The 25,766-nt window shown below is 73.4% G+C and carries 22 protein-coding genes and 1 pseudogene; 11 read left to right on the top strand and 12 right to left on the bottom strand.

Annotated features, from left to right (window positions below; genetic code table 11):
* Positions 1–1,521, bottom strand: coding sequence for a tRNA (N6-isopentenyl adenosine(37)-C2)-methylthiotransferase MiaB (gene miaB / locus ABT092_RS14635; RefSeq protein ID WP_351243738.1), 1,521 nt, complete (start codon positions 1,519–1,521; stop codon positions 1–3).
* Positions 1,522–2,737: 1,216 nt separating this feature from the next.
* Between miaB and ABT092_RS14630 the strand changes: the two genes are divergently transcribed.
* On the top strand, positions 2,738–3,733 hold the full coding sequence (locus tag ABT092_RS14630; protein WP_351243603.1) for a TAXI family TRAP transporter solute-binding subunit: 996 nt from the start codon (positions 2,738–2,740) through the stop codon (positions 3,731–3,733).
* A gap of 15 nt (positions 3,734–3,748) precedes the next feature.
* Here ABT092_RS14630 and ABT092_RS14625 read toward each other — a convergent pair whose 3' ends face one another.
* Both ABT092_RS14625 and ABT092_RS14620 read right to left on the bottom strand, forming a co-directional pair.
* Positions 3,749–5,155 carry a sensor histidine kinase gene (locus tag ABT092_RS14625; RefSeq protein WP_351243601.1) on the bottom strand — a complete coding sequence of 469 codons (1,407 nt, stop codon included), beginning with the start codon at positions 5,153–5,155 and terminating at the stop codon, positions 3,749–3,751.
* A 9-nt stretch (positions 5,156–5,164) separates the two neighbouring features.
* Positions 5,165–5,863: a response regulator transcription factor gene (locus ABT092_RS14620; RefSeq protein ID WP_351243599.1), complete on the bottom strand. Its 699-nt coding sequence runs from the start codon at positions 5,861–5,863 to the stop codon at positions 5,165–5,167.
* Between the two features lie 386 nt (positions 5,864–6,249).
* Here ABT092_RS14620 and ABT092_RS14615 point away from each other — a divergent pair, with 386 nt between their 5' ends.
* The 8 genes from ABT092_RS14615 to ABT092_RS14580 all read left to right on the top strand — a co-directional run bounded on the left by ABT092_RS14615 (position 6,250) and on the right by ABT092_RS14580 (position 12,980).
* Positions 6,250–7,026, top strand: a complete 777-nt coding sequence (locus ABT092_RS14615) for an amino acid ABC transporter ATP-binding protein (RefSeq protein ID WP_351243597.1) — start codon at positions 6,250–6,252, stop codon at positions 7,024–7,026.
* Positions 7,027–7,166: 140 nt separating this feature from the next.
* The gene (locus tag ABT092_RS14610) at positions 7,167–8,084 is read left to right on the top strand and encodes a glutamate ABC transporter substrate-binding protein (RefSeq protein WP_351243596.1); all 918 of its coding nucleotides are present in this window, start codon (positions 7,167–7,169) and stop codon (positions 8,082–8,084) included.
* Positions 8,085–8,226: 142 nt separating this feature from the next.
* On the top strand, positions 8,227–8,874 hold the full coding sequence (locus tag ABT092_RS14605) for an amino acid ABC transporter permease (protein ID WP_351243595.1): 648 nt from the start codon (positions 8,227–8,229) through the stop codon (positions 8,872–8,874).
* Complete coding sequence (locus tag ABT092_RS14600) at positions 8,871–9,800, top strand: amino acid ABC transporter permease (RefSeq protein ID WP_351243594.1); 930 nt, start codon at positions 8,871–8,873, stop codon at positions 9,798–9,800. The genes ABT092_RS14605 and ABT092_RS14600 overlap by 4 nt, the downstream gene beginning before the upstream one ends.
* Before the next feature lie 286 nt (positions 9,801–10,086).
* The gene (locus ABT092_RS14595) at positions 10,087–11,676 is read left to right on the top strand and encodes an FAD-dependent monooxygenase (RefSeq protein WP_351243593.1); all 1,590 of its coding nucleotides are present in this window, start codon (positions 10,087–10,089) and stop codon (positions 11,674–11,676) included.
* A complete protein-coding gene (locus ABT092_RS14590) occupies positions 11,642–11,830 on the top strand; it encodes a putative leader peptide (protein WP_351243591.1) in 189 nt (62 codons plus the stop codon). The genes ABT092_RS14595 and ABT092_RS14590 overlap by 35 nt, the downstream gene beginning before the upstream one ends.
* 122 nt (positions 11,831–11,952) lie before the next feature.
* Positions 11,953–12,513 (top strand): cupin domain-containing protein, encoded by a 561-nt coding sequence (locus tag ABT092_RS14585; RefSeq protein ID WP_351243589.1) that lies wholly within the window; start codon positions 11,953–11,955, stop codon positions 12,511–12,513.
* Positions 12,510–12,980: a rhodanese-like domain-containing protein gene (locus ABT092_RS14580; RefSeq protein ID WP_351243587.1), complete on the top strand. Its 471-nt coding sequence runs from the start codon at positions 12,510–12,512 to the stop codon at positions 12,978–12,980. The genes ABT092_RS14585 and ABT092_RS14580 overlap by 4 nt, the downstream gene beginning before the upstream one ends.
* An 88-nt stretch (positions 12,981–13,068) precedes the next feature.
* Here the strand turns inward: ABT092_RS14580 and recX are convergent, their stop codons facing one another.
* The 4 genes from recX to ABT092_RS14560 form a co-directional block, all read right to left on the bottom strand.
* On the bottom strand, positions 13,069–13,827 hold the full coding sequence (gene recX, locus ABT092_RS14575) for a recombination regulator RecX (protein ID WP_351243585.1): 759 nt from the start codon (positions 13,825–13,827) through the stop codon (positions 13,069–13,071).
* Positions 13,828–13,830: 3 nt separating this feature from the next.
* Positions 13,831–14,940 carry a recombinase RecA gene (gene recA, locus ABT092_RS14570; protein ID WP_351243583.1) on the bottom strand — a complete coding sequence of 370 codons (1,110 nt, stop codon included), beginning with the start codon at positions 14,938–14,940 and terminating at the stop codon, positions 13,831–13,833.
* A 280-nt stretch (positions 14,941–15,220) separates the two neighbouring features.
* Entirely contained in the window at positions 15,221–16,543 is a 1,323-nt protein-coding gene (locus ABT092_RS14565) for an AI-2E family transporter (RefSeq protein ID WP_502968441.1), read from the bottom strand.
* Positions 16,544–16,589: 46 nt separating this feature from the next.
* Entirely contained in the window at positions 16,590–16,784 is a 195-nt protein-coding gene (locus ABT092_RS14560) for a DUF3046 domain-containing protein (RefSeq protein ID WP_351243581.1), read from the bottom strand.
* Between the two features lie 79 nt (positions 16,785–16,863).
* On the opposite strand from ABT092_RS14560, the gene ABT092_RS14555 reads away from it, so the two are divergent.
* Entirely contained in the window at positions 16,864–17,859 is a 996-nt protein-coding gene (locus ABT092_RS14555) for a hypothetical protein (RefSeq protein ID WP_351243579.1), read from the top strand.
* A 28-nt stretch (positions 17,860–17,887) separates the two neighbouring features.
* Here the strand turns inward: ABT092_RS14555 and ABT092_RS14550 are convergent, their stop codons facing one another.
* From ABT092_RS14550 to ABT092_RS14540, 3 genes and pseudogenes are all read right to left on the bottom strand, one after another.
* Entirely contained in the window at positions 17,888–18,193 is a 306-nt protein-coding gene (locus tag ABT092_RS14550; RefSeq protein WP_351243734.1) for an AzlD domain-containing protein, read from the bottom strand.
* 8 nt (positions 18,194–18,201) lie between these two features.
* Positions 18,202–18,960 (bottom strand): AzlC family ABC transporter permease, encoded by a 759-nt coding sequence (locus tag ABT092_RS14545; protein WP_502968445.1) that lies wholly within the window; start codon positions 18,958–18,960, stop codon positions 18,202–18,204.
* Positions 18,961–19,010: 50 nt separating this feature from the next.
* Positions 19,011–19,460, bottom strand: a pseudogene (locus ABT092_RS14540) (helix-turn-helix transcriptional regulator); the annotation flags it as partial.
* Positions 19,461–19,612: 152 nt separating this feature from the next.
* Here ABT092_RS14540 and ABT092_RS14535 point away from each other — a divergent pair.
* On the top strand, positions 19,613–24,334 hold the full coding sequence (locus ABT092_RS14535) for an ATP-dependent helicase (RefSeq protein ID WP_351243577.1): 4,722 nt from the start codon (positions 19,613–19,615) through the stop codon (positions 24,332–24,334).
* Between the two features lie 39 nt (positions 24,335–24,373).
* Here the strand turns inward: ABT092_RS14535 and ABT092_RS14530 are convergent, their stop codons facing one another.
* Together ABT092_RS14530 and ABT092_RS14525 are read right to left on the bottom strand one after the other, a co-directional pair.
* A complete protein-coding gene (locus ABT092_RS14530) occupies positions 24,374–24,880 on the bottom strand; it encodes a dihydrofolate reductase (protein ID WP_351243575.1) in 507 nt (168 codons plus the stop codon).
* Complete coding sequence (locus ABT092_RS14525) at positions 24,877–25,674, bottom strand: thymidylate synthase (protein WP_351243573.1); 798 nt, start codon at positions 25,672–25,674, stop codon at positions 24,877–24,879. The genes ABT092_RS14530 and ABT092_RS14525 overlap by 4 nt, the downstream gene beginning before the upstream one ends.
* Between the last annotated feature and the right edge of the window lie 92 nt (positions 25,675–25,766).

Genomic DNA, 25,766 nt, shown 5'->3' with positions numbered 1-25,766 from the left:
TCAGCCGGCGTCGCAGGAACTGCCGCAGGCGCCTCCGGGCGCGGCGGGCAGCGGCTGCGGCGCCCCGATGCCGGGCAGGCCGAGCAGCACGCCGGCCGGCTTCGCGGCGGGCCGGGCCCGGCGCTTCTCCCAGGCGTCGCCCGCGCGGGTGCGGCGGACCTTCAGCACCTCGCCCTCGGCGAGGAGGTGGTGCGGCGCGGCGTAGGTGACCTCCACCGTCACCACGTCGCCGGGGCGCACCTCCTCGGCGGGCTTGGTGAAGTGGACCAGCCGGTTGTCGGGGGCGCGTCCGGACAGCCGGTGGGTGGCGCCGTCCTTGCGGCCCTCCCCCTCGGCGACCATGAGGTCCAGGGTGCGGCCGACCTGCTTCTTGTTCTCGTCCCAGGAGATGTCCTCCTGAAGGGCGACCAGGCGTTCGTAGCGGGCCTGCACGACCTCCTTGGGGATCTGGCCGTCCATCTCCGCCGCGGGAGTGCCCGGGCGCTTGGAGTACTGGAAGGTGAACGCCTGGGAGAAGCGCGCCTCGCGCACCACGTGCAGGGTCTGCTCGAAGTCCTCCTCGGTCTCGCCGGGGAAGCCCACGATGATGTCGGTGGTGATCGACGCGTGCGGGATGGCGGCGCGCACCTTGTCGATGATGCCGAGGTAGCGCTCCTGCCGGTAGGAGCGGCGCATCGCCTTGAGGACGGGGTCGGAGCCGGACTGGAGCGGCATGTGGAGCTGCGGCATGACGTTGGGCGTCTCGGCCATGGCCGCGATCACGTCGTCGGTGAAGTCCCGGGGGTGGGGGGAGGTGAAGCGGACCCGCTCCAGGCCCTCGATGGTGCCGCAGGCGCGCAGCAGCTTGCTGAACGCCTCCCGGTCGCCGATGTCGGAGCCGTAGGCGTTGACGTTCTGGCCGAGCAGGGTGATCTCCGAGACGCCCTCGGCGACCAGGGCCTCGATCTCGGCGAGGATGTCGCCGGTCCGGCGGTCCTTCTCCTTGCCGCGCAGCGCGGGGACGATGCAGAAGGTGCAGGTGTTGTTGCAGCCGACGGAGATGGAGACCCAGGCGGCGTAGGCGCTCTCGCGCCGGGTCGGCAGGGTGGACGGGAACGCCTCCAGGGATTCGGCGATCTCGACCTGCGCTTCCTCCTGGATCCGGGCCCGTTCCAGCAGCACGGGGAGTTTGCCGATGTTGTGGGTGCCGAAGACGACGTCGACCCAGGGGGCCCGCTGGACGATGGTGTCGCGGTCCTTCTGGGCCAGGCAGCCGCCCACCGCGATCTGCATGCCGGGGCGCTTGGTCTTCATGGGGGCCAACCGGCCGAGGTTGCCGTAGAGGCGGTTGTCGGCGTTCTCCCGCACGGCGCAGGTGTTGAAGACGACCACGTCGGCGTCGCCGTCGGAGCCCTCGGGCGCCCGGACGTACCCGGCGCCCTCCAGCAACCCCGAGAGGCGTTCGGAGTCATGGACGTTCATCTGGCACCCGTAGGTGCGCACTTCGTACGTCTTCGTTCCGTCCACCGTTCCGCCTGCCACGTCGTTGCCGCTCACCCGTCCAGGGTAAGGGTTGCGGCCGGCCGGCCCGGCGCCGTCCCCGGCGGGCCGGGGACGGGGGCGCGACCCGGGGCGGTCCTGAGTAGGCGTACTCATCCCCCGCGTCCCCGGCCCGCCTAGCCTCGGCGCAGGCGACGAGCGGCGGGAGGCGGCATGAGGTGGCGGCGGGGTTTCGGGGTGCCGGCGGCGGTGGCCCTGGCCGTGCTGGTGAGCGGCTGCGTGGCGTCGACCGGCGAGGACCGGGACCGGGCGAGGGAGACCGCCGAGGAGGTGTACCCCGGGGAGCTGACCGTGGTCGGGGCGCGGAGCCTGTTCCCCGCGTTCGAGGGCTCGGAGGTCACCTTCGCCGTGCGCGACGACCCGGACGCGGCGGTCGTCCTGCGGGTGGACGCCGAGGGGGACCGCTGCGACGGGGGCGCCTGCGGACCGGCCCTGCGCGCGGCGCGGGAGCGGGCGGAAGCGTCCGCACGGGCGTGGCGGGCCCTGGAGTGGGAGTTCTCCCGCTGCGGCCACGAGGTGCTCGGGGTCAAGGCGAGCGGGGGCACCGTGACCGAACCGTGGATCGCGGCCCGGCTGGACGACGGGAACGTGACGGCCGTGCTGCGCCGGATCGGCGGGTGCCTGGAGGCGTACGGCCGGGCCGTGCCCCCGCCCCGGACCGCCCCCGGCACGTCGGCGGGGGCCGTCGTCGTCCACGTCGTGGACCCGTCCGTGGTGGACGGCCTGCCCGAGCCCGCTGCCGAGGCGCCCACGCTGGTCGGCAGGACCTCGACGGAGCGGCACGCCGCGCTGGCCCGCCGGGCCTACCGCGCGGTGCTCTACCGCTGGACGCGGGAGGGCATCGAGCCGCAGCCCGTGTCGGCCCGTCTGGTCATGCCGTTCGAGGAGAAGCAGGCGTTCGAGGAGGAGGTGCACGCGAACGTCCGCGCCTGGCTGCGGCCGTACCGCCCGCACGCCGTGCTCTCCGCCTACGGCGGGATCTGGAAGCTGGCCGGGGGACGGGTCGACCGGCTGGAGGGGGTGGTGAAGTACTGCGACGAGCCCCGGGGGGGAACGGCCCGCCTGCGTCGGGGACCACACGCTGCACGTCACCGTGGACCGTGCGGGGCGGCTCGTCGGCGACCCGGTGGGCACCCGGGCTCCGGGGGGCCCGGCGGACCCTGGTCAGTCGCCGGGGTGAGCTGGCAGGATCGCGCGCATGGTCCCCGTCCTGTCCTCCCTCGGTCGCCGCCGTGCCCTCCGGGGCGGCACGGCCGCCCTCGCCGTGCTCGGGCTGCTGCTGTGGTGGCTGCTGCCGCTGGACGACGGGCCGCCGAACGACGAGATCACGGTGAGCACGGGCGTGCGGTCCGGCGTCTACGAGCGCTACGGCATGTTGCTGAGGACCGCGCTCAAGGAGGACATGCCCGACCTGGAGGTGCGGCTCAAGTCGAGCGAGGGGTCCCAGCAGAACGTCGAGCGGGTCGCGGCCGGCACCGCGGACTTCACCATCGCCGCGGCCGACGCGGTGGAGGCCTACCGCCTCGACCGGCGGCCGGGCGCCGACCGGCTGCGCGGTCTGGCCCGGCTGTACGACGACTACGTGCAACTGGTCGTCCCGCGCACCTCCCCGGTGCACGAGGTCGAGCAGTTGCGGGGCAAGAGGGTGGCGGTCGGCCAACTCGGCTCCGGCGTGCGGCTGATCGCGGAGCGGGTGCTGAGCGCCGGCGGCCTCGACCCGGAGCACGACATCCAGCCGGTCTCCATCGGCATCGACACCATGACCAGCGCCCTGAAGGCGGACCGGATCGACGCGTTCTTCTGGTCCGGCGGGCTGCCCACCGCCTCCGTGCACAGGCTGTCGGAGGAGCACGACATCCGGTTCGTGGAAATCGGCGGCCTGGTGGACGCGCTGCACGACCAGGGCGGCGCCTCCCGCTACTACCGGAGTTCGGTGATCCCGGCCGACGCCTACCCCTCGGCCCAGCAGGGGGCGGAGGTGACCACCCTCGCGGTGGCGAACCTGCTGGTCACCACGGACCGCGCGGGAACGGAGCTCACCGAACGGCTCACCCGCACGGTGATCGACAGCCGCGACCACATCGGCCGGAACGTCCACGCCGTCCAACTGGTCGACCTGCGCACCGCGATCTACACCGCCCCCTTGGAGCTGCACCGGGGCGCCCGACGCTACTACCGGTCGGTCAAACCCTGAGCGGGCGCGCCCGGATCAGCCGCCGTCCCGGCTCCGCGGCACGCTGACCGTCACCCGCAGTCCGTGCGGTTCCCGACGGGCGTAGTCGATCGTGCCGCCGCCCGGGGCCAGCAGGGCGCGGGAGATGGAGAGGCCGAGGCCCGAACCCTGCACGTTCTGGTGCCGGGGGGAGCGCCAGAACCGGTCCCCCACCCGTCCCAGTTCCTCGTCGGTGAGTCCGGGGCCGGCGTCCGTGACGACGATCCGCGACCGGGTGCCGGTGGCATCGACCGCGACCGAGACCTCGGACCCGTCCGGCGAGAACTTCAGGGCGTTGTCGATGACCGCGTCCAGGGCACTGGACAGGGCCACCGGGTCGACCCAGGCCGTCACGGGGGGCGTCCGCTGGCGCAGTCGCACCCCCTTGTCCTCGGCGAGAGGTCGCCAGGCGGCGGCCCGGTCCGCGGTGAGCTCCCCCACGTCCACGAGCCGCAGTTCGGCCTCGGCGTGCTCGGCCAGGGCCAGGTCCAGCAGGTCGTCGAGGACCCGGGCCAGCCGCTTGCCCTCGGTCCGCACCGAGGCGATCTCGGCGTTGCCCTCCGGGAGTTCCAGTGCGAGGAGTTCGATGCGCAGCAGCAGCGCGGCGAGCGGATTGCGCAGTTGGTGGGAGGCGTCCGCGACGAACGCGCGCTGCTGTTCGAGGACGTCCTCCACGTGATCGGCCATCTCGTTGAAGGAGCGGGCCAACCGGCGCAGCTCCGGCGGGCCGCCCGAGGGGGCGACCCGGGACTTGAGCCGTCCGGTGGCGATGTCGTGGGTGGTGGCGTCCAGCACCCGCACGGGTCGCAGCACCCACCCGGTCAGTCGGAGCGCCGCCCCGACCGCCACCAGCATCGCGGCGGACTCCCCCACCGCGATCCACAGCCATCCGCGCAGCGTCTTGGCGCGCATCTGCCCGGTCGGCGAGTCGGTGACGACGACGGCGACCACGTCACCGTCCCTGATCACCGATGACGCCACCACCAGCCGACCGTCCTGCCAGGGCCACACCTGGTCCGGGTCGTGGCCCGGCCGGGAGTACAGGGCCTGGGCGAACGTGTCGCGCACATCGCCCTGTTCGGGTAGGGGCCAGTCATCGGGGGCAGTGGCCATCATCCGGCCGTCGCGGTAGAAGACCCCCGCCCGGATGCCGTACACCGCGTGGTACCGCTGGAGTTCCTGGCGCAGGGTCTCCAGGCGCTCGTCGGTGGTCGCCACCCGCGAGCCGGGGCCGCGCGCCGTGACGAACTGGGCGAGGGACGCGAACCGGGCGGTGTCGTCGATGCGGTCGATGACCACCGTCTGCTGCTGCTGGGCGGCGACGCTCGCCCCCAGCGGGAACCCGAGGGCGAGCAGGACGCCGGCCATCAGGACGATGAGCAGCGGAAGGAGACGTGCGCGCACCCGCGGCCTCTACGGGGTGGGGGCGACGAGCCGGTAGCCCACGCCCCGTACGGTCTCGATGAGGGCGGGCAGGCGCAACTTGGACCGCAGGGACGCCACGTGCACCTCCAGGGTGCGCCCGGTGCCCTCCCAACTGGTGCGCCACACCTCGCTGATGATCTGTTCCCGGCGGAACACCACCCCGGGGCGCTGCGCGAGCAGGGCCAGCAGGTCGAACTCCTTGCGGGTGAGTTGGACGACGGCCCCGTCGACGCTGACCCGCCGGTTGGGCAGCTCGATGCGCACCGGCCCGAAGGCGAGCTCCTCGGTGCCGGTGGACGCCTCCTCCTCGGAGACCGTGCGCCGGCTGACGGCGTGGATGCGGGCGAGGAGTTCACCGGTGTCGTACGGCTTCACCACGTAGTCGTCGGCGCCCAGGTTGAGGCCGTGTATCCGGGAGCGGACGTCGGAGCGGGCGGTGACCATGATCACCGGAATGCTGGTGCGCTTGCGGATCTTGCCGCAGACCTCGTAGCCGTCCTGGTCGGGCAGTCCCAGGTCGAGCAGGACGACGGCGAACGGCGGCGTGTCGGGGGAGGTGGCGGGCAGCAGGGCGCGCAACGCCTCCTCGCCGCTGCGCGCGTGCACCACGCCGATGCCGTGGCGCGCCAGGACGGCCGACAGTGCGGCTGCGACGTGGTCGTCGTCCTCCACGAGGAGGAGTCTCATGCCGGCTCCCTCCGGTCCGCCTTCGATTCCCTTGCCGCTTCCGGCATTTGCCCCGTCGCCCCCTGCGTTCGGCCGGCCCGTACCCCCGGCGCCGGTGCCGTCCCGGCCGACGGGTGCCGTCCGGGGCGTGCGTCGCCCGGATCGCTGGGCGCGGGGCGCGGTCGTTTCCCTCCAGCATCCACGCGGATCGGAAAGGACCACGTCAAGGGGGTCTCGGCGGAGGGAGCCTACCGTTACGTACCCGGTACGCGCCCCGATCCACCTCCTCACGCGCAGTGATGCTCTGCTATCGGATTGTTATCCTCAAGTTCCCCTCAGATGTGATGACGATGACATCGGGGCGTCATTACTGTCCTCAACAACCGAGGAGGACGGAGCCATGGCCGATGACTGAAGATTCGGTGAACCGGAACGCCGCGCCGGCGGCCGAGGACCTGGTCGTCCTGAAGAACGTCAACAAGCACTTCGGTGCGCTGCACGTGCTCCAGGACGTCGACCTGACCATTGCCCGGGGCGAGGTCGTCGTCGTGATCGGTCCGTCCGGCTCGGGCAAGTCCACCCTGTGCCGGACGATCAACCGGTTGGAGACGATCGACTCGGGCGCCATCACCATCGACGGGCGCCCGCTCCCCCAGGAGGGGCGGGAGTTGGCCCGGCTGCGCGCCGACGTGGGCATGGTGTTCCAGTCGTTCAACCTCTTCGCCCACAAGACCGTGCTCGAGAACGTGGTGCTGGGGCAGACGAAGGTCCGCAAGACCGATCGCCCGGCCGCCGAGGCCAAGGCGCGCAAGCTCCTCGACCGGGTCGGCGTCGGCACCCAGGCAGACAAGTACCCGGCCCAGCTGTCGGGCGGCCAGCAGCAACGGGTGGCGATCGCACGGGCCCTGGCGATGGACCCCAAGGTGATGCTCTTCGACGAGCCCACCTCGGCCCTCGACCCGGAGATGATCAACGAGGTCCTGGACGTCATGCAGCAACTCGCCCGCGAGGGCATGACCATGGTCGTCGTCACCCACGAGATGGGCTTCGCCCGCTCCGCGGCCAACCGGGTCGTCTTCATGGCCGACGGGCGCATCGTCGAAGAGGCGGCACCGGAACAGTTCTTCAACAACCCGCGCAGCGACCGCGCCAAGGACTTCCTGTCGAAGATCCTGCACCACTGACCGCGCGCCCGGCTCCGGGACGCACCCCGTACCGCGGGGCCGGAGCCCGTGCCCGCACGCACCACCGTCGACCGGGGGCGGACGCCCGCCCGCACCGGCGCTCCGCCGACCCACCGATCCCGCCGACCGAAGGATCTCCCATGAAGCTCCGCCAGTCCGCCGCCGTGGCGGCCGTCGCCGTCCTCGCCCTGACCGCCACCGCCTGCGGCGGCGAATCCGGCAACGCCGGTGACTCGCCCGGCAAGGGCAACGCCGACAAGGACGCCCCCAAGCTGCCCACCTACGCGGTGGCCGAGGACGTCTCCGTCGACTCGCCCGTGCTCAAGGCGGCGCAGAAGAAGGGCAAGCTGGTCATCGGCGCCAAGAGCGACCAGCCGTACCTCGGCTTCGAGGACACCGACGGCAAGCGGTCCGGCTTCGACATCGAGATCGCCAAGATGGTCGCCGCCGACCTGGGGTTCGCCGTCGGCGACCTGGAGTTCAAGACCGTGGACTCCAACGTCCGCGAGACCGCCATCTCCAAGGGCGAGGTCGACCTGTACGTCGGTACGTACACGATCAACGACGAGCGCAAGAAGCAGGTCGGCTTCGCCGGCCCGTACTTCCTCGCCGGCGCCGACCTGCTGGTCCGCAAGGACGAGTCCGGCATCAGCGGGCCCGAGGGCCTCAAGGGCAAGAAGGTCTGCTCCATCAAGGGCTCCACCCCGCTCCAGGAGATCAAGAAGCCCAAGTACGGCGCCGAGACGGTGGAACTGTCGAAGTACTCCGAGTGCGTGCAGCAGCTCATCAACAACGAGGTCGACGCGGTCACCACGGACGACGCCATCCTCAAGGGCTACGCGGCCCAGCGCCCGGGCAAGCTGAAGGTGATCGGGAAGCCGTTCACCGAGGAGCCCTACGGCATCGGCATGGCCAAGGGCGACGCGGGCCTCCAGAAGGCCGTGACGAACGCCCTGGAAGCGCACCAGAAGAACGGCGACTACAAGAAGGTGTACGAGGCGACGCTGGGACTGTCCGGCTCCGCCTACGCCGCGCCGCCGGCGCTCGACCGCTCCTGACGCCGCTCGCTGACCGTCGTGCGGAGGCCCTCCGCACCGCCGCACGACGGAACACCGGCAGCACCGCGACCGCCCCGGGCCCGCCACGACGACGCCCGCCGGTGGCCTTCCCTGCCCGCCCGCCGCCCACGAGGACATCCCCGTGAACGTACTTCTCGACCATCTCCCGGAGTTCCGCGAGGGGTTCATCGGCACCATCCTGCTGACCCTGGCCAGCGGGCTGCTCGCGATGGTGTTGGGGCTCATCGTCGCCGGATTCCGCGTCTCCCCCATTCCTCCGCTGCGCCTGTTCGGCACGGCGTGGGTGACCCTGTTCCGCAACACCCCCCTGACCCTGCTCTTCCTCATCGCCTGGTTCGTGATCCCCGCCATCTTCATGCCGGGGCTGAGCCCGTGGACCAAGGCGCTGCTCGCCCTCGGCTGCTACACCTCGGCCTTCGTCTGCGAGGCGGTCCGCTCGGGCATCAACACGGTGCCCATGGGGCAGGCCGAGGCGGCGCGTTCCCTGGGCATGACGTTCTTCCAGACCCTGCGGCTCATCGTGCTGCCGCAGGCCACCCGGACCGTGCTGCCGCCGCTCAGCTCCATCTTCATCGCGTTGACGAAGAACTCCGCCATCGCGGGCGCCTTCAGCACCGCCGAGTTGTTCGGCGTGCAGAAGCTCCTCAGCGACAAGGGCATCGCCATCGCCTTGATCTTCCTCTGGGTGGCCCTCGGCTACCTGATCATCACCTTCACCATCAGCGGCGCGTTCAAGCTGCTGGAGCGACGCATGGGGGTCGCACGATGAGTTCGAGCGTCCTGTACGACGCGCCCGGTCCCAAGGCGCGGGTGCGCAACCGTCTGCTCAGCGTGATCGGCGCGGGCGCGATCGCGGGCCTGGTGGTGTTCGCCGTCTACCGCCTGCACGCCAAGGGCCAGCTGGAGCCCGAGGTCTGGAACATCTTCAACAACGCGGGGGTCCGCGCCAACATCCGGGACGGAGTCCTCAGCACCCTCAAGGTGTTCGCCATCGCGGGCGTGCTCTCGCTGGCACTGGGTCTGCTGCTCGCGGTCGCACGGCTGTCCGACCACAAGGTCGTCCGGGCCCTCGCCGCCGGATTCATCGAGCTGTTCCGCGCGGTGCCGCTGCTCATCACCATCTACGCCCTGTGGGTGCTGGTGCTGTCCTACCGCACCGACCTGGGCGTCATCGGGGAGAACTCCGCCTTCTGGGCCCTGGTCGTGGGACTCACGGTCTACAACGGTTCGGTCCAGGCCGAGGTGCTGCGAGCGGGCATCAACGCCGTGCCGCGCGGGCAGGTCGAGGCCGCCTACGCGCTGGGCCTGCGCAAGTCGCAGGTGATGGTGCTGGTCCAACTGCCGCAGGCGATCCGGGCGATGCTGCCCTCGATCATCAGCCAGTTGGTGGTGACCCTCAAGGACACCTCCCTGGGATACGTGATCATGTATCCCGAACTGCTCTACAAAGCAAGGGAGATGGCCAACAACATCATCGTGAACGACGAGAACCCGATCACCGCGGTGGTCATCGTCGTCGGCGCCATCTACATCGCCCTCTGCCTCGCCCTGTCCTCACTGGCCAGTTGGATCGAGAAGCGCGGCAGCCGGAGCAAGACCGGGCCGGCGGACCCCGGGCAACCGGTGGTGCCGGCACCCGCGGGCGCTGCCGACACGGGCACCGGCACCGCGGTGGGCAAGACCGACCGGCCCTGACCGGTGGTCGGGCTCCGGCGGCCGGCCACGGGGGTGCCGGCCGCCGGAGACGGTCTGTGCCCGACCGGCCCGGTCGCGTACCGTGGCAGCGGACCCGGGTGACCTGTGGGGTTGAGCCATGGAGGCACGGGCGGTGAGGTCATCGTCTCTGTCACTTGACGCGAGCACGGGCAGTGGGTTGCATACGTTCTGTGATCGCTCACCCCGCTCCCGTGCTCCGCTGCCGTGCGTTCCGTACACCTGACCAGCCGTCGCGGACTCTTCTCCGGGCAGGGGGCACCACACCGTGGACCCGGTGATCATCGTCGGCGCGGGGCCCGTGGGGCTGACGCTGGCCCTCTCCCTCGCGCGCTACGGAGTGCCCACCGTCCTGTTGGACGAGGGCCCCGGCAAGGACGAGCCGCGGCACGCGCGCACCGCAGTCCTGCACGGAGACACGGCGGAACTGGTGGACCGGCTGACCGGTGGCGCGCTCACCGCGCCGGACACCGGCACCCGCTGGACCGGTTGGCGGACCTTGCGGCGCAAGCAGTCCGGGCAGCGGACCGCCTTCGACGCCGACGCCCCGTCCCCGCTCCACCTCGCCCAGCACCTGCTGACCGCGGCGCTGCGGAGCGCGATCGAGGGGCAGAGCCTGGTCAAGGTCGCGGTGGACAGTCGGGTGGACGCGATCGAGCAGGAGAAGGACGGGGTGAGCGTCCGCACCCGGGGGGCCAAGGGCACCTGGTGGCGCGGCAGTTACCTGGTCGGTTGCGACGGGCCCCGGTCGACGGTGCGCAAGCTCCTGGACGTCCGCTTCCCGGGCCGCACCGCCGTCGAACGGCATGCCGTCGCAGCCCTGCGCACCGAACTCCCCCACCCGGGCGAAGCCTTGCTGCACCGGATGCCGCCGTGGCGACTGGCCGGCGACGAGGTGACCGGGCGGCCGTTGCCGGACGGGATGTGGCGGCTGGACTGGTTGCTGCCCCCGCAGAACGCGTTGGTCACCCCGGACGCCCTGGTGGCCCTGGTGCACGAGACCCTGACCGGTTGGAACGGGGGCAGCGCACCCGCGTACGAACTCGTCGACACCGGGGTCCACACCGTCCACCACCGGCTGGCCCGCAGATGGCGGGTCGGGCGGGCGTTCCTCGCGGGTGACGCCGCCCACCTCCTGGGCGCCCTCGGCACCCAGGGCCTGGGCGAAGGGTTGCGGGACGCGGAGAACCTCGCCTGGAAGCTCTCCCACGCCTGGCACCACGGTCCCGCCGAGGCGCTCCTGGACAGCTACCAGACGGAGCGCCGGGCCGCCGTCGCCGCCCGGCTGCGCGCCGCCGACCAGGCCCTTCCGCTGCTGCGCGGGGGCGGCGGGCTGCGGTCCTACGTTCCGGGGTCCGCCCGGGGGCGGGACGCCCTGCTCACGGACGGCCACCTGGGGCGCGGCCTGCTGGGGGCGCTGGGGGCGCACGCCCGCTCGCCGCTCACCCCGGCGCCCTTTCCGTCCGCGGTGCCGGTGGGCACCGCACCGGGCGAGCCGATGGCCGACGTCCGGGTGACCGCCGAGGACGGCACCTTCGTCCACCTGCGGGAGCGGCTGGGTCGGGAGCAGCTGATCGTGCTGCTCATCGCGCCGGGCACCGGGGTGTGGGAGCGGCGGCACTGGGCGAGCGCCGGGCTCATGCCCCGGCTCGCGGCGGCCGTCTCCGCGCTCCCCTGCCGTGCCGAACTCCTGGTCGCGGAGTCCTACCGGGACGCGCCGGCCCACTCCGTGCTGTTGATCCGGCCGGACGGCTTCCTGGTGGCGACATTCGACGGGGTGCAGGCGGCGGAGCTCCGGGCCGCGGCCGACACCGCTCTCGGCGGTGCGCACGCGTCATCGGACGCGTCCACCGACTGACCGGGACCGGACGGGGGCGGGCGGGGCCCTGTTGACCGGGTTCCGACGTCGTGGTCTACTCCGGCACGTGACCGACACCGATGTGCGCCTGTGGCGGAGGGTCCATATGGACCTGGTCCGCTACGCGGGCTGCGTGTGTCGCTGGTCCTGCTGACTTCGCCCTTCCCCTTCCGCACACCGCCGTTCGGTCCGGCTCGTCCGCGTGCGCCTCCTCGTGCACCGGCGTGGCCCGGTCCCCGCGGTCGTGCGCGTTCCCGCGAACTCCAGGACGGCAGCGTGCCCCCTTCCGCATCCCTCGCTTCCCCTTCCCCTTCTTCCCCTTCCCCCTCCGTCCCGTCGACCCGGGCGCCCGGCCCGGCGGAACTCCTCGACTTCGTCGGCCGCACCGCCGCGGACGGCGAGCTGATCGCTTCCCTGCCCCTCGATCCCGACGACCGCACCTGGGTCCGCCTCGACGGCCCGGGCGGCAGCGAGGCGTGGCTGATCGGCTGGCCGCCCGGAACGGGCACCGGCTGGCACGACCACGCCGGTTCGGTCGGCGCCTTCTTCACCGCGCGCGGTGCACTGCGGGAGCACTCCCTGAACGCCCGGCTCCCCACCGAAGGGTGGCGGAGCCTCGAACTCGACGAAGGGCTCGACCGCACCCGCCGGTTGACCGCGGGGCGGGGCCGCGCGTTCGGCCGTCACCACGTGCACGAGGTGCTGAACGACTCTGCGACCGCGCACGCCGTCTCGGTGCACGCCTACTACCCGCCGCTGCCGCACATCCGCCGCTTCAGTCGTTCCGGACCGCTCCTGCGGCTGGAGCACGTCGAGCGTCCGGAGGACTGGCGGTGAGCGACCCCGCGGACGCCGCCGGAACCGGTTCCGGCGCGGTGTCCATCGACGTCCACCTGGAGCGGGTCCGCGCCGGGCTGGACCGGCTCGCCCCCGGCGAGGCCCATGCCGCCGCGCGCGCCGGTGACGCACTCCTGGTCGACATCCGCTACGCCGCGCTGCGGGACCGTGACGGGCTGATCCCCGGGGCCCTGGTGATCGAGCGCAACGAGTTGGAGTGGCGACTCGATCCGCTGGGCAGCCATCGTGCCGCCGAAGCCCGCCACCACGACCTGCGGGTGGTGGTGATCTGCAACGAGGGGTACGCGTCCAGCCTGGCCGCCGCATCGCTGCACCGACTCGGACTGCACCGGGCCACCGACCTGGTGGGCGGCTTCCAGGCGTGGCGCGCGGCCGGGCTGCCGGTCACCGTTCCGAGGGGAGGGCCGCCGGGGAGCCCGCCGAAGGCCCCGACCGCCCCCGGCTGAGCCCCGTCCCGTCGTACTCCCCGGGGTGTCCCGCTGCCGGGGCACCCCGGTCCGGCCGCCCGTCCGATCGTGCGGCCCCCTCCGTCGGCTACGGCTCGGGGGGCTCGTACGCCCTGTGGCCGGGCTCCCACTGCTCCGCTTCCCGGCCGTCGTCGGCGTCCGCGCGCAACGCCTCCCTGACCACGCGCAGGGCGAGGCCCTCGGGGTAGCCCTTGCGGGCGAGCATGCCGGCGAGACGGCGCAGCCGCTTGTCGTGGGGGAGGCCGCGGGTGCCGGGCAGCTTGCGGGCCACCAGGGCACGGGCGGTGGCCTCCTCCTGGGCGGGATCGAGCTGGGCAACGGCACCGTCGATCACGGCCGGGTCGACGCCCTTGGTGCGCAGTTCCCGGGCGAGGGCACGACGGGCGAGGCCACGGGCGTGGTGCCGGGACTCCACCCAGGCGTCCGCGAACGCCCCGTCGTTCACCAGGCCCACCTCTTCGAAGCGGGTCAGGACCTCCTGCGCCACCTCCTCCGGGACGTCCTGCTGGTGCAGGGCATCCGCGAGTTGCCGGCGGGTGCGCGGGGCTCCGGTGAGCAGGCGCAGGCAGATCGCGCGCGCCCGCTCGGCGGGATCCCTGGGCGGCTCCCCCTGACCGGCCCTCGACGGAGAGGGGGAGCCGCTGTCGTGGCGGCCGCGCGGGCGCCCGCGGCGCCGGACGCCGCGGCCGGGTTCCTCCGCCGCCGGGTCGTCGTGGAGCTCCCGCCCCCCGTGACCGTCCGGCGCCGTTGCGTGACCGGGAGACGGGTCGGCCCCCCGGGGCCCCGGGGCCCCGGGGCGCTCCGACCAGTCGGTGCGCCGTGTCACGGGCTACGCCTTGGCCGCCGCGGTCTTGGCCTTGGTGGTCTTCGCCGCGGGCGCGGGGACCGCCTTGGCCTCCTCCGCCGTGGCCCCGGTGTCCGTCTCGCCCGCCGGCGCCTCGGGCTTGACCCCGACCCCCAGCTTCTCCTTGATCTTCCGCTCGATCTCGTTGGCGAGGTCCGGGTTGTCCTTGAGGAAGTTGCGGGCGTTCTCCTTGCCCTGGCCGAGCTGGTCGCCCTCGTAGGTGTACCAGGCGCCGGCCTTGCGGACGAAGCCGTGCTCCACGCCCATGTCGATCAGTCCGCCCTCGCGGCTGATGCCCTGGCCGTAGAGGATGTCGAACTCGGCCTGCTTGAACGGCGGGGCGACCTTGTTCTTCACGACCTTGCAGCGGGTGCGGTTGCCGACCGCCTCGGTGCCGTCCTTGAGGGTCTCGATGCGCCGGATGTCGATGCGGACCGAGGCGTAGAACTTCAGCGCGCGGCCACCGGTGGTCGTCTCCGGGGAGCCGAACATCACGCCGATCTTCTCGCGGAGCTGGTTGATGAAGATGGCCGTGGTCTTGGACTGGTTGAGCGCGCTGGTGATCTTCCGCAGGGCCTGGCTCATCAGTCGGGCCTGGAGGCCCACGTGGGAGTCGCCCATCTCGCCCTCGATCTCCGCCCGCGGGACGAGCGCGGCGACGGAGTCGATCACGATGAGGTCGATGGCTCCGGAGCGGACCAGCATGTCCGTGATCTCCAGGGCCTGCTCACCGTTGTCGGGCTGGGAGAGGATGAGGTTGTCGATGTCGACGCCGAGCTTCTTGGCGTACTCGGGGTCGAGGGCGTGCTCCGCGTCCACGAAGGCCACCTGACCGCCCGCCCGCTGGGCGTTGGCCACGGCGTGCAGGGTCAGGGTGGTCTTGCCGGAGGACTCCGGGCCGTAGACCTCGACCACGCGGCCCCGCGGCAGCCCGCCGACCCCGAGGGCGACGTCGAGCGCGGTCGACCCGGTCGGGATGACCTCGATGGGCTCGTTCGGCCGCTCGCCCAGGCGCATCACCGCGCCCTTGCCGAATTGTCGTTCGATCTGCGCGAGTGCGGCGTCGAGCGCCTTCTCGCGGTCGTTTCCTGCCATGGGTTCCACCCGGTGTGCTTGAGTCGATCGCTTCACGTCAAAGACGCTAACGCCTGCCACTGACAACGCGTCCCGACGCCGGTCCGGCCTGTGGACGACTCCGGTGACACGCTCACCGGCATCACCCTCACGGGCCCCGGAGGACCCGGTGATCCACCGGTTCCTCAGCGGCCACGTCGACGCGGACCCCTCTTATCAGAATAGATGTTCGATTTTCATGTCAAGCGTGCCGCGCACGGTCCGGCCCGCGACCGCACGGGCCGGACCGGACCGGACCGGGTCAGCCGGGGGTCCCGTCCGCCTCGGACGTGGTGCGGGCCGCCCCGCCGAACATCGCCCGGGCCCGGGCGATCCCGCCGGCCGGCACCGGCCGGCGGCGCCCCTGGACCCGGGGATCGTCGGTCACGTCGTACCGGCGCACGTACGCCCCCAGGAACGCCTGGAGGGTGGCGACGGCGGGAATGGCGATCAGCGCGCCCACCGCACCGAGCAGCGCGGTGCCCGCGATCACCGAGCCGAAGGCGACGGCCGGGTGGATGTCGACGGTGCGCGCGGTCAGCTTCGGCTGGAGCAGGTAGTTCTCGAACTGCTGGTACACCACCACGAAGACCAGCACCCACAGCGAGTACCAGGGGTTGATGGTGAAGGCGATCAGCATCGGCAGCGCCCCCGCGAGGTAGGTGCCGATGGTCGGGATGAACTGCGAGACGAGGCCCACCCACACCGCCAGCGCGGGCGCGTAGGGCACGCCGAGCACCTGGAACAGCACGTAGTGCGCGACGCCGGAGACCAGCGCCATCAGACCGCGCGAGTAGAGGTAGCCGCCCGTCTTGTCCACGGCGATCTCCCAGGCGCGCAGCACCTCGGCCTGCCGGGCGGGCGGCAGCACGGAGCACAGCGCGCACCGCAGCCGCGGGCCGTCGGCGGCGAAGTAGAACGAGAACAGCAGCACGGTCAGCAGTTCGAACAGCCCGCCGAGCACCTGCGCGGAGACGTCGAGCACCCCGGTCGCGCTGTTCTGGAGGTACTTCTGGAGCCAGTCCGAGTGGACGACGCTGTCCTGCACCTTGAGACGGTTCAGCTCGGTGCCGAACGTCGTGTTGATCCAGTTGATGACGGAGTCGACGTACTCCGGGAGGTCCTCGGTGATGCTGGCGATCTGATTGGCGAGCATCGATCCCATCATGGTGACGAAGCCCGCCGTCACCACCACCAGGCCGAGGAACACGGTGGCCGTGGCGACGCCCCTGCGCACCCCCCGCGAAGCCATCCAGCTCACCGCCGGCTCGATGGCCAGGGCGAGGAAGAAGGCGATCAGGACGTTGATGAGCAACCCGGTGAGCTGGTGGAACGCCCAGCTGCCGAGTTGGAAGCAGGCGTACAGGGCGAGCGCCAGGGCGATGGCCCTGGGCAGCCAGCGGGGCATCCGGGCGCCCCGGAGCGCCGCGCCCACGTCGGCGGCGGGCGACGGCGGCCGGGCTCCGGGGGCGGGTGACGACGGCCCCGGGGCCCCGCCCCCGCCGTCGGTGCCGTCGCTCTTCGAGGTGCTGGCCCCCGGGCGCGCCGGGTTCGCGCTGTCGTCCGTGTCTTCTATGGCTGCCACGCTGCCAGTTTGACGCACGTCGCCCGGGTTCCGACCCCGCCGGGCCTCAGCGCAGGTGCGCCGGCACGCCCGCCGCCTCGCAGACCGCCCGCCACACGTCCTTGGCCTCCCAGCCGTCGTCCAGCGCCTGATGCACCGTGCGCCCGCCCAACTCCGCCATCACGTGGTCGCGGGCGTAGGTGTCGGCGTACCCGGGTCCGAAGTGGTCCGCCATCCGCTGCCAGAAAACCGTCAACCGCATGCCCCCAGTATCCCGCCCCTGAGAGTGCAGCCGGGCCGGTACCGCTCCCCGCGCCATGATCGGCCTCTACGGTCGTGGCATGGCCGATTCCGGAGCTTTCCCCCCTCCCCCGCAGTCCGCCGCGACCCGCGGCGCCACCCCCTCGACCGGGGCCGCGCACCCCGGGCCGGCGCACACCCCCCTCGCCCGAGCGGCGGAGTTCCTGTGGCTCACCGCGCGGGTGCTGGAGCAGCGCAGGTTCGCGTACGAGTTCCTGGGCGTGGCCTGCGCCGACGCGGTGGAGGCCGCGCTGGACGCGTACCGCACCGCCGACGACGGCTACGGCCACGGCCTGGAACCGGACCTCCGGGGCCCCGTGAGCCAGCCGCTGCACGCCGCGCACGCGCTGCGGGTGCTGGACGCGATCGGGCGGTGCGGGGGGCAGCGGGTGGAACGGCTGTGCCGGCAGTTGACGTCCGCGTCGACGGCGGAGGGCGCCCTGCCCTCGGTGCTGCCCTCGCAGCGGGCCTACCCCTCGGCCCCGTTCGTCCCCGTCGTCGACGATCCGCCCGGGGACCTGCTGGCGACCGGCCCGGTGGTGGGGCTGCTGCACCGCAACGACGTCTGGCACGCCTGGCTGTTCCGGGCGACGGACTTCTGCTGGCAGGTGGTGGAGTCGCTGGAGAAGTCGCACCCCTACGAGATCGAGGCCGCGCTGGTGTTCCTCGACGCGGTGCCCGACCGTTCGCGGGCGGAGGCCGCCGCGGACCGGTTGGGGCGGCTGGTGCGGGAGCAACGGCTCGCGGTCCTCGACCCCGAGCGGCTGGACGACTTCCCGGTGGCCCCCGGCTACGCCCCCGCCGAGCACCACTACCCGCACCACTTCGCGCGCACCCCCCGCTCGCTCGCCCGCCGGTGGTTCACCGACACGGAGATGAACCGGTCCCTGGACGCCCTCGCGGCCCAGCAGCAGGGCGACGGGGGCTGGCCTATCCAGTGGCGGCTGTGGGCGCCCGGCACCGCACTGGAGTGGCGCCCGATCGTCACCCTGGACGCCCTGCGCACCCTGCGCGCGTACGGCCGGCCCATCGGGTGAGCCGGTCGGGCGGCGGCCGGCCCGGGACTCAGCCGGCCACCGCCCGCACGGCGGCCGTCACCACCACGGCCGCCCCCACGACCACCAGGAACGGCGCCCGCAGGAGCAGGGCGACCGCCGCGGCGGCCAGCCCGGCGGCCCGGGCGTCGAGGACCAGCGCGCGCCCGTCCGCGAAGGTCTGCTGGGCGGTGAGCGCGGCGAGCAGCGCGACGGGCACCAGGGCGGCCAGCCGGCGCACCAGGGGGCGCTCCAGGACCCCGGCGGGGACGAGCAGTCCGAGCAGCTTCGCGGCGTAGCAGCCGACCGCGGTGACACCGATCGCGATCCACACCATCGTCGTCGTCACCGGGCGACCCGCCTTCCCGGACGGTCCGGGGCACGGGGGGTCCGCCGTCCGCTGACGTAGAGGACCACGGGTGCGGCGAGGGCGGCGGCGAGCACGGGCACCCCGGCCGGCAGCAGCGGGAGCAGTCCGAGGCCCAACAGCACCGCGAGGCCCGCGACGGCGCGTTCGGCGGTGGTGCGCAGCATGGGGGCCAGCAGGGCGAGGAACACCGCGGGCGCGGCGGCGTCGAGCCCCCAGGCGTCGGTGTCGCCGATGGCGTCCGCGCCGAGCGCCCCGAGCAGGGTGGTGAGGTTCCAGAGCACGTAGAGGGTGAGCCCGGTGACCGTGAAGCCGATCCGGGCGGCCCGGCGGGTGGGCTGGGCGAGGGAGACCACCGCGGTCTCGTCGATGACCCAGTGCGCCGCCAGCGGACGCACCGCGCGCGGGAGGGCGAGCACCTGGGACAGCCGCAACCCGTAGAAGGCGTTGCGGACGCCGAGGAAGAAGGCCCCCGCCGCGGCGGTGAACGGGTTGCCGCCCGCGGCGAGCGCGCCGACCAGGGCGAACTGGGAGGCTCCGGTGAAGACCAGGAGGCTCAGGACGCAGGTCTGGAGGAGGTCGAGGCCACCGCCGGCCGCGGTCACCCCGAAGGCGAAGCCGGAGAGGCCGACGGCCACTCCGACGCCGAGCGCGTCCCGGACCACGGCGGCGTCGCGCTTGCCGGGTCCCTCCGGCCGGTCCGGTACGTCGGTCCTGCCGGCCGACGCGGCGGATATCCGTTCTGTCGCTTCTGTCACGCCCTCGACAGTACGACGAGTGCGCCGGAGGCTTCTTGTACGTTCTTGCGCCCCCGTTGGTAGGCGCCCGGGGGAACGCCGACGATCCGGGCGAAGTGGCGGCTGAGGTGCGACTGGTCGACGAAGCCCACGGCGAGGGCCACCTCCGCGGGCGGGGTTCCGGCGTCCAGCAGGTGCCTGGCCCGGCGCACCCGCGCATCGGTGAGCCAGGTGTGCGGGGGCATCCCGTAGGTGTCGCGGAAGGCTCTGAGCAGGGAGAACGGCGAGGTGCCCAGGGCGGCGGCGAGGCGCTCCAGGCTCGGCGGCCGGTCCAGGCCCTCCTCCAGCACGGCACGGGCCCGGGCGGCCGTACGGGCCCCGGCCGAGCGGACCGGACGCGCGGGCAGGGCGCCGCCGGCCCGGCGCAGCAGCCGGGTGACGGTGGCCCGCAGCAGCGTGTCGGCGGCCAGGGCGTTGCCCTCCTCGGTGGCCCGCAACAGGTCGACGCCGGGCAGCCCGGCGTACTGCCAGTGCCGTGCGCGCTCCTCCTGACCGGCCACGGTGCCCATTCTCCCCCGGCGGCCGGCCCCGCCCTCCGGGGCCGTATGCGCAGGTCGGGGGGAATGTCAGTGGCGGGGTGCAGGATGGGGGCATGGTGACGTCCGCTCTCGACGCGTTCTCCCCCGCGACCCGCGGCTGGTTCTCGGGGGCGTTCTCCGCGCCCACGAGCGCGCAGAGCGGTGCGTGGCGGGCCATCGGCGAGGGTTCCGACGTGTTGGTGGTCGCGCCCACCGGCTCCGGCAAGACGCTGGCCGCGTTCCTCGCCGCGCTGGACCGGCTGGCCTCCACGCCCGTGCCCGCCGATCCGAAGCAGCGGTGCCGGGTGCTGTACGTGTCCCCGTTGAAGGCGCTCGCCGTGGACGTGGAGCGCAATCTCCGCAGTCCGTTGACGGGCATCCGGCAGGAGGCGGTCCGGCTCGGGCTGCCGGAGCCGCAGGTGCGGGTCGGCATCCGTTCGGGCGACACCCCGGCCGCCGAGCGGCGCGGCCTGGCGAGCCGCCCGCCGGACATCCTGATCACCACCCCGGAGTCGTTGTTCCTGATGCTGACCTCGGCCGCCCGGGAGGCCCTGGCCGGGGTGGAGACCGTCATCCTGGACGAGGTCCACGCGGTGGCGGGCACCAAGCGCGGCGCGCACCTGGCGCTCTCCCTGGAGCGGCTGGACGCCCTGTTGCCGCGGCCGGCCCGGCGCATCGGCCTGTCGGCGACGGTCCGCCCGGTGGACGAGGTGGCGCGCTACCTCTCGCCGCACCGCCGGGTGGAGGTGGTGCAGCCGCCCTCGGGCAAGGAGTTCGACCTGTCGGTGGTGGTGCCGGTGGAGGACCTGGGCGAGTTGGGCGGCTCCCCCGCCTCCCAGGCCGGCGAGGACGGGGAGCGGCCCTCGATCTGGCCGCACGTGGAGGAGCGGATCACCGATCTGGTGCAGTCCCACCGCTCGACGATCGTCTTCGCGAACTCGCGGCGGCTGGCGGAGCGCCTGTGCAACCGGCTGAACGAGATCGCCTACGAGCGGGCCACCGGCACCCCGCTGGCCGAGGGGCACGCGCCGGCCGACCTGATGGGCGGCTCGGGCGCGGCCCGCGGCGCCCCGCCGGTGATCGCCCGGGCCCACCACGGTTCGGTCTCCAAGGAGCAGCGGGCGCTGGTCGAAGAGGACCTGAAGGCCGGCCGGCTGCCCGCCGTGGTGGCCACCTCCAGCCTGGAATTGGGCATCGACATGGGCGCCGTGGACCTGGTGGTGCAGGTGGAGTCACCGCCCTCGGTGGCGTCCGGGCTCCAGCGGGTGGGCCGCGCCGGGCACCAGGTGGGCGCGGTGTCGACCGGGGTGGTGTTCCCCAAGTACCGGGGTGACCTGGTGCAGTCCGCGGTGGTGACCGAGCGGATGCGGGCGGGCGCGATCGAGTCGCTGCGAGTGCCGGCGAACCCGCTGGACGTGCTCGCGCAGCAGCTGGTCGCGATGGTCGCCCTGGACACCTGGCAGGTGGACGACCTGCTGGCGCTGGTGCGGCGGGCCGCGCCGTTCGCCTCCTTGCCCGAGTCGGCGTTCACCGCGGTGCTGGACATGCTCGCGGGCCGCTACCCCTCCGACGCCTTCGCCGAGCTGCGGCCCCGCGTGGTGTGGGACCGGATCGCGGGCACGGTCACCGGCCGCCCCGGCGCGCAGCGCCTCGCCGTGACCTCCGGGGGCACCATCCCGGACCGGGGACTGTTCGGGGTCTTCCTGGCCGGTGCCGATCCCAAGAAGGGCGGCGGCCGGGTCGGGGAGCTCGACGAGGAGATGGTCTACGAGTCCCGGGTGGGCGACGTGTTCACCCTGGGCACCAGCTCGTGGCGGATCGAGGACATCACCCGGGACCGGGTCCTGGTCTCCCCCGCGCCGGGCGTGCCGGGCCGGCTGCCGTTCTGGAAGGGCGACCAGCTCGGCCGACCGCTGGAGCTGGGGCGGGCCCTCGGGGCCTTCCTGCGCGAGGTCGGCGCGCTGCCCCCCGAGGACGCCCGCGCGCGGCTGCGGGCCGCCGGGCTCGACGCCTGGGCCGCCGACAACGTCCTCGCCTACCTGGACGAACAACGGACGGCGTGCGGACACGTACCCGACGACCGGACGATCGTGGTGGAGCGGTTCCGCGACGAGCTGGGCGACTGGCGGGTGGTGGTGCACTCCCCCTTCGGCGCGCAGGTGCACGCCCCCTGGGCCCTCGCCCTGGGCGCCCGCCTCGGCGAGCGGTACGGCATGGACGCGCAGGTGATGCACGCGGACGACGGACTGGTGCTGCGCCTGCCGGACGCCGACCTGATGGGGCTGGACCTGCTGGACGCGGACCCGCCGGCCGCGCGGGGCACGGAGTACGACGCGGAGCAGGCCCCGGTGGGCGCCGCCGACGTGCTGTTCGACAAGGACGACGTCCAACAGGTCGTCACGGACCAGGTCGGCGGCTCGGCACTGTTCGCGTCCCGGTTCCGGGAGTGCGCCGCACGGGCCCTGCTGTTGCCGCGCCGCAGCCCCGGCAAGCGCACCCCGCTCTGGCAGCAGCGGCAGCGGGCCGCCCAACTCCTGGAGGTGGCGAGCGACTTCGGTTCCTTCCCGATCGTCCTCGAAGCGGTCCGCGAGTGCCTCCAGGACGTGTTCGACGTGCCGGGCCTCTCGGAGCTGATGGGCGACATCGCGTCCCGTCGGGTCCGGCTGGTGGAGGTCACCACCCCCGAGCCCTCGCCCTTCGCCCGCTCCCTGCTCTTCGGGTACGTCGCCCAGTTCCTGTACGAGGGCGATTCGCCGCTGGCCGAACGGCGGGCGGCGGCCCTCTCCTTGGACTCCCGGCTGCTGTCCGAACTGCTGGGCCGGGCGGAGCTGCGCGAACTCCTGGACGCCGAGGTGCTGGCCGAGTTGGAGGCCGAACTCCAGTGGCGCACCGAGGACCGCCGGGTCAAGGACGCGGAGGGCGTCGCCGACCTGTTGCGGCTGCTCGGCCCGCTGACCCCCGGGGAGTTGGCCGAGCGCGGTGCCGAGGAGGCGTGGGCGGCGGAGCTGACCGCGGCCCGGCGAGCGATCCGGGTCCGGATCGCCGGCACCGACCACTGGGCGGCCGTCGAGGACGCGGGACGCCTGCGGGACGCCCTGGGCACCGCACTGCCGGTCGGGGTGCCCGAGGCCTTCACCGAACCGGTACCGGACCCGTTGGGCGACCTCCTCTCCCGCTACGCCCGCACCCACACCCCCTTCACCTCGGCCGCCGCGGCCACCCGCTTCGGGCTGGGCCCCGCCGTCACGGATGGCGCGCTGCACCGGCTGGCGGCCGCGGGACGGGTCGTCCAGGGCGAGTTCCATCCCGCGGGCATCGGCCAGGAGTGGTGCGACACCGCGGTGCTGCGCCGCTTGCGCCGGCGCTCGCTGGCCGCGCTGCGGCAGGAGTTGGAGCCGGTGCCCGCGCCGGCGCTCGCCCAGTTCCTGCCCCGGTGGCAGCACATCGGCGAACGCGGCGGACTGCGCGGCCCGGACGGACTGGTCCGCGCCGTCGAACAGCTCCAGGGCGCGGCCGTCCCCGCGTCCGCCCTGGAGAAGCTGGTCCTGCCCTCCCGGGTCGGCGACTACGCCCCCAGCCTGCTGGACGAGCTGACGACCTCCGGCGAAGTGGTGTGGGCGGGGGCCGGCTCCCTGCCCGGCAAGGACGGCTGGATCTCCCTCTACCTCGCCGATGCGGCGCCCCTGCTCCTCCCCCCGCCCCATCCCTTGGAGCTGACCGAACTGCACCGGTCCGTGCTGGACGCCCTCTCCGGCGGCTACGGGCTGTTCTTCCGTCAGATCGCCGAACGGGTCCGGGCCACGGGTCACCCGGAGGCCACCGATCCGTCGCTAGCCGAGGCGCTGTGGGACCTGGCCTGGTCGGGTCGGCTGACCAACGACACCCTCGCACCACTGCGTGCCCTGCTCGGCTCCGGCCGCACCGCCGGTGCCACGGCGCACCGGGCCCGCCGTACCGTCCCCCGCGGACGGTACGGCTCGCTCACCGCCGCGGCCCGCCCGGCGGCCTCCCGCAGCGGTCCGCCCACCGTGGGGGGACGCTGGTCCCTGCTCGCCCCGGTCGAGCCCGACCCGACCGTGCGCGCCCACGCACTGGCCCGCACCCTGCTGGACCGGCACGGGGTGGTGACCCGGGGGGCCGTCGCGGCCGAAGGCGTCGAGGGCGGCTTCGCCGCGGCCTACCGGGTGCTGTCCGCGTTCGAGGAGAACGGACAGGCCCGGCGCGGCTACGTGGTGGAGGGCTTGGGCGCGGCCCAGTTCGCCGTGGACGGGGCGGTGGACCGGCTCCGGGCGGTGGCGACGGCTCGGGAACGCGGCGACAGTGCCCCGCTCCCGCCCGGGGAGGCCGACGCCTTCGACCCGGCTCCCCGTCGTCCGGCCCGTGGCGCCACCGCCGGCCCGCGCGCGGTGGTGCTGGCCGCGGCGGACCCGGCCAATGCCTACGGGGCGGCCCTGCCCTGGCCCGACCCGCCGACCGGTGCCGGTCACAAGCCCGGCCGCAAGGCCGGCTCGATGGTCGTCCTGGTGGAGGGGGAGCTCGCCCTCTACCTGGAGCGGGGCGGCAAGACCCTGCTGGCCTGGCCCACCGACCCGACGGCGGAGGCTGGCGCCTGGCGCAGCGACCCGAGGTTGACGGCCGCCGCCGAGGCAGTGGCCCGAGCGGGTCGGGACGGCGCCCTGGGCACGGTCACGGTGGAACGGGTCAACGGCACCCCGGCGCTGAACTCGACGTTCGGTGAGCTGCTGGAGGCGGCCGGCTTCCACGCCACGCCCCGGGGCCTGCGCCTGCGCGGCTGAGGCGTCGGGCCGGGGACGGAGCTCCGGCGGCTGCGACCCTCAGCGCACGTAGCGGCGGATGCGGTAGCGCAGCCCGGACGCGGACTCCCGCCACCCTTCGTCCTCCACCACGGCCGTCCAGCCGGCGTCCAGGACCGGCGCGTGGGTGTCGCCGTCCACCGCCGAGTCGATCTCCGTCACCGAGAGCGTCGTGGCGTGCCCCAGGGCGGCCCGGTAGATCTCCCCCCCGCCGATCACCCAGGTCTCGGTGGGCGTCTTCGCCCCGACCGGCTCGGCGGCCCGCGCCAGGGCCTCCTCGACGGAGCCCGCGCGTTCCGCGCCCCCGGCCGCCCACCGGGGATCACGGGTCACCACGACGTTGCGCCGCCCCGGCAACGGACGGAAGCGCGCCGGCAACGAGTCCCAGGTCCTGCGGCCCATCACCACCGGATGACCGAGGGTGGTCGCCTTGAAGTGCGCCATGTCCTCGGCCAGGCGCCACGGGATGCCCCCGCCCGCGCCGATCACGCCGGCACGGGTCTGCGCCCAGATCAGCCCGACGTTCACACCGCCACCGGCGCCTTGATGGGCGGGTGGTGCCGGTAGCCCAGCACCTCGACGTCGGCGTAGGCGTAGTCGAAGAGCGAATCGGCCCGGCGCAGCCGCAGCTCGGGGAAGGCGAACGGGACGCGCGAGAGCTGTTCGGTCACCTGCTCGACGTGGTTGTCGTAGATGTGGCAGTCACCGCCGGTCCAGATGAAGTCACCCGGCTCCAGATCGACCTGCTGCGCCACCATGTGGGTGAGCAGGGCGTAGCTCGCGATGTTGAACGGGACGCCGAGGAACAGGTCCGCGCTGCGCTGGTACAGCTGGCAGGAGAGCCTGCCGTCGGCGACGTAGAACTGGAAGAAGGCGTGGCACGGGGCGAGCGCCATCCGGTCCAGTTCCCCGACGTTCCAGGCGGACACCACCATCCGGCGGGAGTCGGGGTCCCGGCGCAGGGTGTCGAGGACCTCGGAGATCTGGTCGACGTGCCGACCGTCCGGGGTGGGCCAGGAACGCCACTGGGCACCGTAGACCGGACCCAGTTCGCCCTTCCCGTCGGCCCACTCGTCCCAGATGGTGACGCCGTGCTCGTTCAGCCAGCCGACGTTCGACTCGCCCCTCAGGAACCACAGCAGCTCGTACACGATCGACTTGAGGTGCACCTTCTTGGTGGTGACCAGCGGGAACCCGCGCGAGAGGTCATAGCGCAGTTGGTGCCCGAAGACACTCCGGGTGCCCGTGCCCGTCCGGTCGTCCTTGGCCGTCCCGGAGGTGAGCACCAACCGCAACAGGTCTTCGTACTGGGTATCCGCCACGTTCGCCGAGTCTACTCACCGGCCGCCGGCTCCCGCAGCCGCGCCCGGGAGCGGCTGCGAGGATGGGACCGGAGGCCGGCCGACACGGCGAG

This window comes from Streptomyces sp. NPDC002490, from assembly GCF_040296045.1.
Classification (GTDB): Bacteria; Actinomycetota; Actinomycetes; order Streptomycetales; family Streptomycetaceae; genus Streptomyces.
The sequence above is the reverse complement of the archived record's forward strand: the minus strand, read 5'-3'. Positions and strand labels throughout refer to the sequence as shown.

Coding starts and splice junctions, on each gene's coding strand:
- ABT092_RS14555 (WP_351243579.1), top strand. CDS start 16,864: ATGGCCGATTCCGGAGCTTTCCCCCCTCCCCCGCAGTCCGCCGCGACC.
- ABT092_RS14615 (WP_351243597.1), top strand. CDS start 6,250: ATGACTGAAGATTCGGTGAACCGGAACGCCGCGCCGGCGGCCGAGGAC.
- ABT092_RS14600 (WP_351243594.1), top strand. CDS start 8,871: ATGAGTTCGAGCGTCCTGTACGACGCGCCCGGTCCCAAGGCGCGGGTG.
- ABT092_RS14610 (WP_351243596.1), top strand. CDS start 7,167: ATGAAGCTCCGCCAGTCCGCCGCCGTGGCGGCCGTCGCCGTCCTCGCC.
- ABT092_RS14620 (WP_351243599.1), bottom strand. CDS start 5,863: ATGAGACTCCTCCTCGTGGAGGACGACGACCACGTCGCAGCCGCACTG.
- ABT092_RS14550 (WP_351243734.1), bottom strand. CDS start 18,193: ATGGTGTGGATCGCGATCGGTGTCACCGCGGTCGGCTGCTACGCCGCG.
- ABT092_RS14560 (WP_351243581.1), bottom strand. CDS start 16,784: ATGCGGTTGACGGTTTTCTGGCAGCGGATGGCGGACCACTTCGGACCC.
- ABT092_RS14630 (WP_351243603.1), top strand. CDS start 2,738: ATGGTCCCCGTCCTGTCCTCCCTCGGTCGCCGCCGTGCCCTCCGGGGC.
- recA (WP_351243583.1), bottom strand. CDS start 14,940: ATGGCAGGAAACGACCGCGAGAAGGCGCTCGACGCCGCACTCGCGCAG.
- ABT092_RS14535 (WP_351243577.1), top strand. CDS start 19,613: ATGGTGACGTCCGCTCTCGACGCGTTCTCCCCCGCGACCCGCGGCTGG.